The organism is Vibrio sp. 704, from assembly GCF_033339295.1.
On the sequence record NZ_JAWOUH010000211.1, the window covers coordinates 1 to 889 of the forward strand.

1 protein-coding gene is annotated in these 889 nt (G+C 50.3%); it reads left to right on the forward strand.

Annotated features, from left to right (window positions below):
• Window positions 1-889 (forward strand): BCCT family transporter (locus R7R24_RS25515; RefSeq protein WP_318119902.1); only part of this gene is annotated, 889 nt, incomplete at both ends.

Consider the following 889-nt stretch of genomic DNA (forward strand, 5'->3'; position numbering starts at 1 on the left):
CCTACTCGCTGGTGGAGGTGTTTTTTGGGCTGCTGCCGAGCCAATTGCTCACTTTGTTACAGCGCCACCTTTGTATGGTGAAGCTTCACCAAAAACTTCTGCAATCAATGCATTATCTCAGTCGTTTATGCACTGGGGATTTTTGGCTTGGGCGATTCTCGGTTGCCTTTCTTCCATCGTATTGATGCACCTGCACTACGACAAAGGCTTGCCACTTAAACCACGCACATTGCTTTACCCAATCTTTGGCGACAAAGCGATTCATGGCTGGATTGGTAACCTGGCGGATGCGTGCAGCATCATCGCCGTTGCCGCTGGTACTATCGGCCCTATTGGCTTTCTTGGTTTGCAAATCAGCTACGCGCTGAACTCATTATTTGGTTTCCCAGATAACTTCATTACCCAAAGCATGGTGATTGTCGCTGCCATCGTGATGTACACGCTTTCGGCGCTAAGTGGCGTAAGCAAAGGCATCCAACTTGTGAGCCGTTACAACATCATCCTGTCGGTACTGCTGATCGGTTACATCCTGTTCTTTGACCCAACGAGCTTTATTATTGATGGCTACGTGCAAGGCGTAGGGCGCATGGTGGATAGCTTTTTCCCGATGGCGCTTTATCGCGGTGACACTGGCTGGTTAAGCTGGTGGACGGTGTTCTTCTGGGGTTGGTTTATTGGTTACGGGCCAATGATGGCAATCTTCATCGCACGTATTTCGCGTGGCCGTAGCATTCGCCAATTGATTTTGTCCATCCGTATTGCCGCGCCGCTGATCACCTGTTTTTGGTTCAGCATCGTGGGCGGTAGCGGTTTAGCATTCGAGCTCGCTAATCCGGGATTGATCTCTTCGGCGTTTGAAGGATTCAACCTCCCAGCCGTATTGCTTGCA